Annotated in this window: 7 protein-coding genes; all 7 read right to left on the bottom strand. The window is 47.0% G+C overall.

What is annotated here, in order from left to right; all coding sequences use genetic code 11:
• Positions 1-1,053, bottom strand: a 1,053-nt coding sequence (locus ACY2RR_RS09395; RefSeq protein WP_490107875.1) for a retention module-containing protein, incomplete at its 3' end; no start/stop codon positions are given.
• 84 nt (positions 1,054-1,137) lie between these two features.
• Positions 1,138-2,454, bottom strand: coding sequence for an HlyD family type I secretion periplasmic adaptor subunit (locus tag ACY2RR_RS09390; RefSeq protein WP_490107874.1), 1,317 nt, complete (start codon positions 2,452-2,454; stop codon positions 1,138-1,140).
• A gap of 1 nt (position 2,455) precedes the next feature.
• Entirely contained in the window at positions 2,456-4,198 is a 1,743-nt protein-coding gene (locus ACY2RR_RS09385; protein WP_490107873.1) for an ATP-binding cassette domain-containing protein, read from the bottom strand.
• Between the two features lie 242 nt (positions 4,199-4,440).
• The gene (locus tag ACY2RR_RS09380; protein ID WP_490107872.1) at positions 4,441-5,142 is read right to left on the bottom strand and encodes a response regulator transcription factor; all 702 of its coding nucleotides are present in this window, start codon (positions 5,140-5,142) and stop codon (positions 4,441-4,443) included.
• Positions 5,139-7,094 (bottom strand): sensor histidine kinase, encoded by a 1,956-nt coding sequence (locus ACY2RR_RS09375; protein WP_490107871.1) that lies wholly within the window; start codon positions 7,092-7,094, stop codon positions 5,139-5,141. Before ACY2RR_RS09375 ends, ACY2RR_RS09380 begins: the two co-directional genes overlap by 4 nt.
• 64 nt (positions 7,095-7,158) lie before the next feature.
• On the bottom strand, positions 7,159-7,770 hold the full coding sequence (locus ACY2RR_RS09370; RefSeq protein WP_490107870.1) for a 3'-5' exonuclease: 612 nt from the start codon (positions 7,768-7,770) through the stop codon (positions 7,159-7,161).
• A 6-nt stretch (positions 7,771-7,776) separates the two neighbouring features.
• Positions 7,777-9,630 (bottom strand): putative nucleotidyltransferase substrate binding domain-containing protein, encoded by a 1,854-nt coding sequence (locus ACY2RR_RS09365; protein ID WP_490107869.1) that lies wholly within the window; start codon positions 9,628-9,630, stop codon positions 7,777-7,779.
• Positions 9,631-9,707 lie beyond the last annotated feature (77 nt).

Raw genomic sequence — 9,707 nt, 5'->3', positions numbered from 1 at the left:
GTCACCACCGGTCACCGTCACGTTCGGACGCACATCCTCGTCCACGTTCGGGTTGCCGCTCGCCCGGTCATCGGTGATCGTCGCTTCACCACTGTCGCTCTGACCGGTCACCAGGCCACTGGTGGTGGTCGCGCTCAGGGTGAACGTCTCATCATTTTCCGTCGCCGTGTCGTCGACGATCTTCACGAACACCTCAACATCACTGCCGTCCGCCGGCAGGGTCAGCGAACCCGTGATCTGGGTGTAGGTGTAGTTGCCCGGCGTGCCGCTGCGGGTGTAGTACGCCACTTCATAGTCATCACCGCCGGTGGCACTGTCGCCGGTCGTTCCCGCACCCAGCGCCAGGGTCACATCCACGTCACCCGCCGCCTGTCCATCCAGGCCCACGGTGAACTGGGCGTAGCTGCCATCGGCTTCTTCAACGCTGTCACCACCGGTCACCGTCACGTTCGGACGCACATCCTCGTCCACGTTCGGGTTGCCGCTCGCCCGGTCATCGGTGACATCATCACGAAGCACTGGCTCTAACAGCTGAAATGCACCAGTTTCAAACCCAGCTTCAGGCTCAGCTAGCATGCCACTCAATTCAACAATGGGCTGCCCATCAAACCCTATATTTTCAGCTGTTTCTTCAGACGTTGTGTCTTCGGTTGAGGTTTCACCCGCTTCAGGAGCTGGAAGTTTTTCCAAATCCTCCGCCGTTACTTCTTTTTCTTCCCCTGCTTGTGAGGCGGGAAGAACTAAATCTGGGTCAATACCATCTGCCAAAGCTTGCTGAATTAACTCAATATCAATCTCTTCAGAAGCTGCTCCAGTAAACTGGGCGACAGCATTCAGGGAAAGCAAAACTTCTTGGTTGTTACTCAATTCCAAGCTGTGTCGATTGGTCAGCTGGATCGCAACAGCACCATTTGGGCCAGTTTGGATAATTTCATCCCGATGAACAGCATCACCAGCCTTTAGTGCTCGCTGTTCGCCATCTGGAGAAATTGCAATCACATTACCTGTAGCTAATGTGACTTTGCCCACAACCACTTCGATGATGCTGTCCATTCCGTCAAATCCCGTTTCTGGCCGGTAACCTTCCAGGGTTATCCGTTATTTAAAGTTTCTGTCTCTAATCTTATTAACGTCTGTTTAACGTTCAGAGAACGCCAGCTGCTTCGCCCGTAATACAGGCTTCAGCAAATAATCTAACAGTGATTTCTTACCAGTCAGGATGTCGACTGTAGTTACCATCCCTGCGAGTATTGGGCGACTTTGCTCAAGTTCGCCCAGATAACTGTTCTTAGTTTTTATTCGGGCGAGGTAAAAACTCTCGCCTTCTTCATCCACAATTGTGTCTGCGCTGATATGGGTGAGCTCACCATCAATACCGCCATAAATTGTGAAGTCATAAGCGGTAAAACGTACAGTTGCTTTCTGGCCAGGATGGAGGAATGCAATATCTTCTGGCCGGATGCGGGTTTCTACTTCCAGAGTGTCATCTACTGGAATCAACTCCATCATTTTCATACCGGGCTGAACAACTCCACCCTCGGTATTAACAAGAATCTGTTTTACCACGCCTTTCATGGGAGCCCGTACACGGGTTCTTTCTAGCTGGTCAGTAACGGCAACTTCTTTGGCTGATAATTCTTCCAGTTGAGCCAGCACTTCATTGACCTCAGCTCTGGCCTTATTGCTGAATGCGAATTCGACTTCAAGAATCCTCTGTCGTGTTTCCTGTTGCTGAGCCTGAATGCGCTCAAAGCTTTCTATAGCTATCTGTTTTTCACCACGGGTATCACTTACCTGCCTTTCAAGCCTGAGAACTTCAACCCTGGATACAGCACCTTCGGTTTCAAGCTCTTTGGAGAGTTTGAGCTCTTCATCCAGTAATAGAAGTCGACGTTCTAGCAATCGCTTTTGCGCAGCGGTTTCTTCAAGTTGCTGTTGCTGCTGGTTTAATTGCTGTTCAATAACGCCTAGTGAACTGGCTAACTCCTGCTGACGGCTGGCAAACAGCTCGAGTTCCCGCTGCGCGAGTTCAGGCACATTACTCAACAGTGTTTCAGGCATAACCGGTTCTACACCTTCAATCTCCGCCTTCAGCCGTACCATTTTGGCTTCAAGAGCAAACTGGTTGGCAAACTGTCCCTCTCTGGCTGCCGCAAATCGGGTGTCATCCATAACCAGCAGCACCTGTCCCTGCTCAACCAGATCGCCTTCTTCAACAAGAATATCTTTGACTATTCCACCTTCCAGGTTCTGAACATCCTGAACCTGACTGGATGGAATAACCTTGCCCATGCCCCGGGTGATTTCATCAATCTCGCACCAGGCCGCCCAAGAAATAAATAATACAAGTGAGAGTAAGGTGAGGTATGTCAGAGGGCGGCTGCCGCGGGAAATAGAAGCAATTTCCTCCGCGGTGGCTGCATGCCATGAATCACTATGCCTGTTGATAGCCATATCAGTTCACAACCTCCGTCCTACTCTTTGAAGAAGGCTTTACTGAAGGCGCAGACATACGCACAAGCATATCCCGGGCTGGGCCCTGGACCTTTATCTCTCCCTGATCGAAAACAATAATGCTATCCATAGCATCCAGCAGATTCATTTTGTGAGTCACAAGAACAACCGTAATGCCGTCAAGCTGTTTCAATAACTGCAGGAAACGAGCTTCGGCCTGACTATCCATTGCGCTGGTTGGCTCATCCATAAGTAACACAGCTGGACGGGTTACCAGTGCTCGCGCCAAACCAACGGCTTGAGCCTGCCCTCCCGACAAGTTGCGTCCACCTTCACCAACCTGAAAATCAAGCCCGGCACTTCCAGACTGCACAATTCCTGCCAACCCGGATTTTTCCAACGAAACCAAAATGTCACTGTCTCTTAAATCTGAACGTCCCATTGTGATGTTCTCACGCAAAGAAGTGTTAAACAGTTCACTTTTTTGAGGTACGTAACCGATACGCTTGCGTAACCACTCTGGATTCAGCTGCCTTAAATCTATATTGTTAAGCGAAATATGACCTTCGTCTGCTTCCTGAAGCCCTGAAAGCAACTGTAAAAAAGTTGTCTTTCCTGACCCCATTCGTCCCAAAACTGCCAATTTTTGCCCCGAAGGAATTTCAAGGCTTATGTTTTTGATAAGCATTGGGCTTTCTGGATATGCAAAAGAAACATTATTCACAAGCCAGCTACCAACAAATTCATCCGGCTCCAAGAGCTGCCTATCAGCTGGATATTCCTGAGGCAAATTCATAATGCCACCGGCATGATCCACTGCCTGCACGGCTTTCTCATACTGATTTAATAAACCAATAACCTGGGATACGGGAGCCCCACACCGCCCAGAGATCATCATCATGGCAATCAGACCGCCCATGGACAGATCACCACTGCTGATTAAATACACACCACAAATCACCAGCACAACGGTATTCAACTGAAGAAAAAACGTAGCCGATTGAGTTGAAGCGGATTGCAACTTACGAATGGTGAGACTGGAATCAGCCACCTCTCTATTCAGTTGACTCCAACGCTGTTGGTTTTGCTGCTCAACGTTGCATGACTTCACAGAGACCAAGCCAATCAATAACTCCATGAGGAAATTCTGACGCTGGGAAGAAGCTTCCTGCTGATGAACAATTACTCTTTGCAAGGGACGATTCAGTACCCATGCCACAAGAAGCGACAAAACTATACAGGTCACCGGAATCAAAACCATCCAGCCACCCACCCAGGCCACAAGCCCCAGAAAAAGAACAACAAAAGGAAGGTCAATAAACGCCATCACCGACGTTGAGGTGATGAAAGTGCGAATGCTGTCAAACTCGGAGAGACTGTTCATCAGCGTTCCCGTACTGCCAGGCCGGGCCGAGAGCTTTAATCCAAGCAGCCTGTCAATCAAACGGGAAGAAAGGGTGAGATCGATTTGGCGACCGGCCAAGTCAACATAACGTGTGCGCAGGAGGCGAATGATAAATTCAAGAGTGAAAGCCAGAACCACACCAACCGCCAGCATCCACAGAGTTTCATAAGCCTGATTAGGGACAACGCGATCGTAAACATTCATCACAAAAAGCGGAGACACCAGAGCGAACAGGTTGACCAGAAAACTGGCAACCAGCACATCACGGTAAACGCGCCAATAAGGAATGACAGCTTGCCAGAACCAGGAATAGGATGACTTTGCTACCGACGCGGACATGCTATTACCTCCAGGCATAGAGACCTCTCACCTTTATTATTTTCGCATCCGCTCACTAGCGGCTAGCTTTTATGCACTCCCACAACTGGTAACTGTATTTTATAGCAATGTGAACTACAACACACTCTAACGACTACACGACCACTGACATTTTCATTAAAGTGAGGAATTAGTAAGGGAATATTTTTGCTCAGAAAATATTATCATGCCCTTGACTCTTAAAACTGACAAAAGCTGATCACTTACCCCCTACTTACTGGCACTGTCAGCTGATAGCCAACACCTCTGGCAGCCTTTATGAATTCAACTCCGGGATGCTCTGTTTTCAGTTTTTTTCTCAACCTGCTGACTATCGCCTCAAGACGTCTCTCGTCGTAATTTATGTAATCCTGCCCCAAAGCCTCAGACAAAGTCCGCCTTGAGACTGGCTGCAGTTCTTCTCTTGCCAGAACCTTCAAAACTGTTCCCTCAGCAGCTGTCAGCCCAACAGTTTTTCCATTTGGCAAAATAAGCTGACGACCAGATTTTTCCAGAACAATGCCTTCTTCAGATCCAACAGGTGATCTATTTAACTCACGCTCAGCATCGATACGACGACGAATGCTCTCCATCGCTGCATTCAGTTCCGATACATTCACCGGTTTTGTCAGGTAAATATCTGCGCCACGCTCGAAACCCTCAATACGATCTGACAAAGACCCACGAGCCGTTAACATCACAATTCCAAGGCCTGGCATACCCTTTAGTTTTTCAGCAACAGATAAGCCATCTTCATCTGGCAACCCGAGATCGAGAACCAACATGTCCAGAGATGGTTTACTATCCAGAAATCCCCAAAAGCTTGCAGCATTCGGGAATGAAGAAACGCCATGTCCGTAATGTGTCAGCAGAAACTCAAGTTCAAAACGTAAATCTGGATTGTCTTCAACAACTGCAATATTCATTTCTCACCCTCTCCAGATACATCCTTACCAAACTCACACCGGAAACAGGCGCCGCCGAACCGGGACTCTAAGTACTGGAGATTCCCCTTATGACGTTCCACAACCTGTTGGGAAATATACAAACCAAGCCCAAGACCCGGTTTGCCACTATGCTCGCTAGCCCGGAAAAACTTTTCAAAAATCTTCTCGCGCTGCTCTTTGGGAATGCCCTGCCCCTGATCTTCTACCTGCCAGAAGTGCAGACCTGGCCTGCTACCGATAGATACAAAAACCTGTTTGTCACCCGAGTACTTCAGCGCGTTTTCGATCAGGTTAAAGAACGTCAGCTTTAAAGCGGCTTTATTACCCTTGATAGAAAAATTACTTTCGGGGCAACCCAGCTCAATACGACCTCTCTGGTCGACTGGAAATTCATTGACTACATCCTTACTGATTTCAACCAGATCGACCACATCATCCGGCTGCCAGATTTCTCCATTAATGCTGTCTTTTTTGAGACCTAATTCCAGAAGAGTTGCCATCCGCTTTACAGCACTCTGTATTCGGCTGTAACGAGTTGCTCGGTACTCATCTGGCTCACTATCCAATACGCGCAACGACTGTACCGACATATCAACAACAGCAAGCGGCGTTCTTATTTCATGGGTAATCATGGATAAAAAACGGGATTGCTCTTCACGAATCCCTCTTTCTCTCTCTACCTCAGCATTGACTCTGGCAGCATTTTCCAACGCCCAGTTTCGCTCCTGAAGCAAATCTTTCACTCTAAACAACAGAGCCACCTGGAGAATACCAATCTGTAGAACACCAGCCTGTGTCTGCCCAAAAATGCTGAATAACGATGGTGAGAGCCAGCCTCCGACAAAAAACTGATTGGGAATTAAGAACAGGGCATGAGGAAGAAATGCAATCCCTAAAAGCTTTTGGCTACCCGTTTTTCCATTACGAATCAGCCTCCATACTGGAATAAGAGTCAGCGATGTGACAGCTATCCCCAATGGAGTCATGACCTCAGTAACATAGCTATAGGCATTGCCACCAATCACTCCACTAACAATCTGAGCAATAGCTACCATGAACAATGCGTAATACAAATAACATAACCACCAGTCTTTCTTCTTATCTACAAAGAGCTGTAAGAAAAACAGGTGCGCAAACAACCAACTGAAGCCAAGACTGATACTTAACGGCCTTGCAGAAAGATATTGCCACCCACTCCAATAAAAGTTGGAAATAATGCCCGCACCCTCCAGCAATCCCAACAAACCAAAGCCAATATACCCGGCAAAAAGTCCGTATAACCCAACCCTTGTTATCCACCAGCAAACACAGTTAAAAATGAAAACAAAAACCATTGCGCCAATGATGATACCTATACGAAAACTGTTTTTTTCACTCTTCTGCAAAAATGTATCTGGCGCCATAAACACTGGCAGCATTGCCAGCGTTGTCGCAGTTTCTACTCGCAGATAAAGAGAAGAGGCTCCTGGAGGGATTTCCAACAGGGTTTGAAGCGCATCAGGCACAACATGCCCTGAGTTACCATAATCACGACGCCCAATACTTTTGTTAGTCAGGAGCTTTTCATCCTGTTCGAGCCAGAGTTCAACAGAATCAAGGTAACTGGGGCTTACCTTAAAAACCCACTCCGATCGGGCGTGTTGTTTACGAACAACAGGAATATGAAACCATGCAACTTCACGGGTATATCCAAGAGCAGGATAAACATCTACGTTTTGGAATGAATTCTTTGCTTTTCGAATGTCGCCAATTTTGAGCACACCTTGAGGATCTCTCAAAAGCTGCACCCGATCCTTAGCCAGATACTCATACTGATCCCCAAGTTCAACAGCCCGGTTCACATCACTTTGTGCAAAAACAGCACTGGCAAAAACAAGAAACACCCAGGACAGTAGGGTATACAGCAGACCTCTCAGGCCATTACCACTCATACTCTTCCCACAATATTTTTATTATCTCGGGAATAGTGTGAAATTATCGATTAATTATCAACTTTCATTTCAGCTTCAACCACGCCAATGCTACGGAAAGAGCGTCGCCTTTGGCCGTGTGACGATCAAAAACAGGAACGCCAAGCTCTTTGCAGATTGTTTCAAATCTAAGATCAGTAACACCTTCCGGCTTTTTATTTAAAACCCATCGATAATAAGCATGCGACAATTCCAATACTGGGTTAGGAAGCTTAAATCCATAATACTTTTTGCAGTATCGATTAATAATTAACTGATCAAAACGAATATTAAATCCCAACAAAGGCCTTCTTCCTAAAAATTTTAACAAATGACTTAATGCATATTCAGGGCTCACCGCATTTTCAAGATCTTTATTTCTAATCTGATGTATAGGAACAGAATCAGGATCCAGCCTTCCAAAGGGTTTTACTTTTATTACCAAAGATTCACCAGGAAACACCTTACCCTGCCTGACAGGCACAGCTGCGATTTCCAGGATTTCTGCAGTTTCTGTATCAAGGCTGCTTGTTTCAAGGTCCAAGCTGACATATTCCTGAGCTTCCAGTGGTGGAAACAACTCTGAAAATATCGCCTTGTTACGGGCCTGCATGCCATACCAGCGATAGCGCAAACCGTCGGGAATCAATGTATCCACAATCAACTACCCTCCTAGATGAAAATGATGCCGAAGGTATTGATGGAATTTCTTCACCGTATGCAGGCAGTGACGAAGCATATCCCTACGCCGATAATCCAGTTGCTCAAGATCAAGTTCATTACCATCACAAATCTCTGAAACCTGCTGCTCCAGGCGCAATCTGTTCAGTACTAAAAACGCTTCTTCCAGACGTGATGCAAGTTCCGCATCTATCATTCCGTTGTCTTTCAAAGCGTTGATACGTTCGATGGTGGATAAACCAGTAACCCGCCCCTCCAAAGCAAGAGTTCTAACACCATGAACTAGAGGAAATATTCCCGCCTTTTTAATATCCATTCGGTGATCCTTTCCTTCTTTAATACGACCAAAGAATGTCAGTCGCGTATCAAACTGCAGCGCAGGGGCCACAAATGTTGCAAGGAAAGATTCCTGGCGCCCAAGAGTTGAGTGCAGATTATTCCGAAACTCATCAAGCAACTTTGGATTACCCGCCACAGTTCGGGCATCAACCATCATCGCCATTTCCATCATATGTTCCGGGGAAGCATTATCCATCCAGCTCATTGCCCGCTGTTGCCATTGAGCTTGCGTCATCACCCAGTGAAGGTTACAGACCATCACCTCACCTTTGCACCTGGGCCAGCCACAGGCGATCAGCAACTCAGTAAAACTTTCCAGAAGGTTTTGGGAAGGCAATTCACAGCCATCAGCAACAATCAGCGCATTGTCCTGATCGGTTTTTATTACCTGCTCACCACGCCCTTCACTGCCAAGGGAAAGCAAAGAGATCTGATCATGAATCTCTGCCGGGAAATGCAGTTCGAAAAGTCGTTTCAATAACTGGTCATTAAGAGTCGATACCAACTTCATAACAAAGCCGGTTCGCACGCCGTTGCTAAACAAACTGCGTGCCTGCTGCTCAATTTCCGGGGATAAATTTATTAACTCAGCAATATGACCCGCTCTGGCGATACGCATAGCCAGAAGGTGTGAATGATTGGATGCCAGCGAAAGTATACGGGTTAAATCAAGAAATCCAACCAGTTCATCACCCTGAAATACAGCAACTCGCTCAATACGTCTCTGGGTCATAACCAGTAAAGCATCAAACAAATATTCGCCTAAAGAAATCCTTACCAGAGGTGCAACAGCCACTCGCCCAACACGAGTTTCCAAAGGCAGTTTTTCAATAGCAATCGCTCGCAGAAGATCTGTGCGGGTAACAATACCAAGCCTTGCATTGGGATATGCATCCACACTGGATTCCTCCAAATCCACAAGCAAAGCTTCCAGATGCTCCTCTTCAAGTATTCTGGCTGCATCAGAAAGAGAGGTGTAACAGGATATGGTCTTGGCGGGGGTGCAATGACTGTATTCAATACGGCTCAACAGAAAGTCAGCCATCGCTGGGCGACTTTCAGAGTGCAGCCTTTGGTATTTTTCCCCAAGGTCAGCCTTCAGAGCACCGTCAAAGGGAGAGTTTTGTTTGCAAATATTAAGAAAAAGCTCAGCCGGAATTTCCTGGATCAGTGCTTCTTCCAGACAAATATATTCATGCTTGGCACCGCCATTCAGCAGGGCCGGTGCATCAAACAGATCATCTTCCGCATAGTGGGCATAGATTTTTTGCTTATCAGTTGCCGAGCGCTCTTCAATAACGCCACGCTGAACAATCATTAACGACTCAGGCTTGCAGCCTGCCCGAATCAATTTTTCACCGGGGCGAAACCAGCTCAGGCTTGCCGAACGAATCACAGCACCTCTCTGTTCGTCCGATAACAGATCAAACGGCGGTTGATAAAAACGCTGCTCATAACTGGTGGTACGGTTTTCTGACTGGCGACTTACAGTGTCCACAACCACTCCCTTATCAACTGTTTTTTCTTTTTCGATCAAGCAAAAAGAGCCCCCAAGGGCTCTTTTCTACTTCAACA

Source organism: Parendozoicomonas sp. 2304DJ65-17, assembly GCF_058148445.1.
Note: the sequence above shows the minus strand (reverse complement) of the source record. Positions and strands in the feature narration are given on the sequence as shown.

Bases quoted from the DNA above. Each gene is read 5' to 3' on its own strand.
- ACY2RR_RS09390 (WP_490107874.1), bottom strand. From the start codon at position 2,454: ATGGCTATCAACAGGCATAGTGATTCATGGCATGCAGCCACCGCGGAG.
- ACY2RR_RS09385 (WP_490107873.1), bottom strand. From the start codon at position 4,198: ATGTCCGCGTCGGTAGCAAAGTCATCCTATTCCTGGTTCTGGCAAGCT.
- ACY2RR_RS09380 (WP_490107872.1), bottom strand. From the start codon at position 5,142: ATGAATATTGCAGTTGTTGAAGACAATCCAGATTTACGTTTTGAACTT.
- ACY2RR_RS09375 (WP_490107871.1), bottom strand. From the start codon at position 7,094: ATGAGTGGTAATGGCCTGAGAGGTCTGCTGTATACCCTACTGTCCTGG.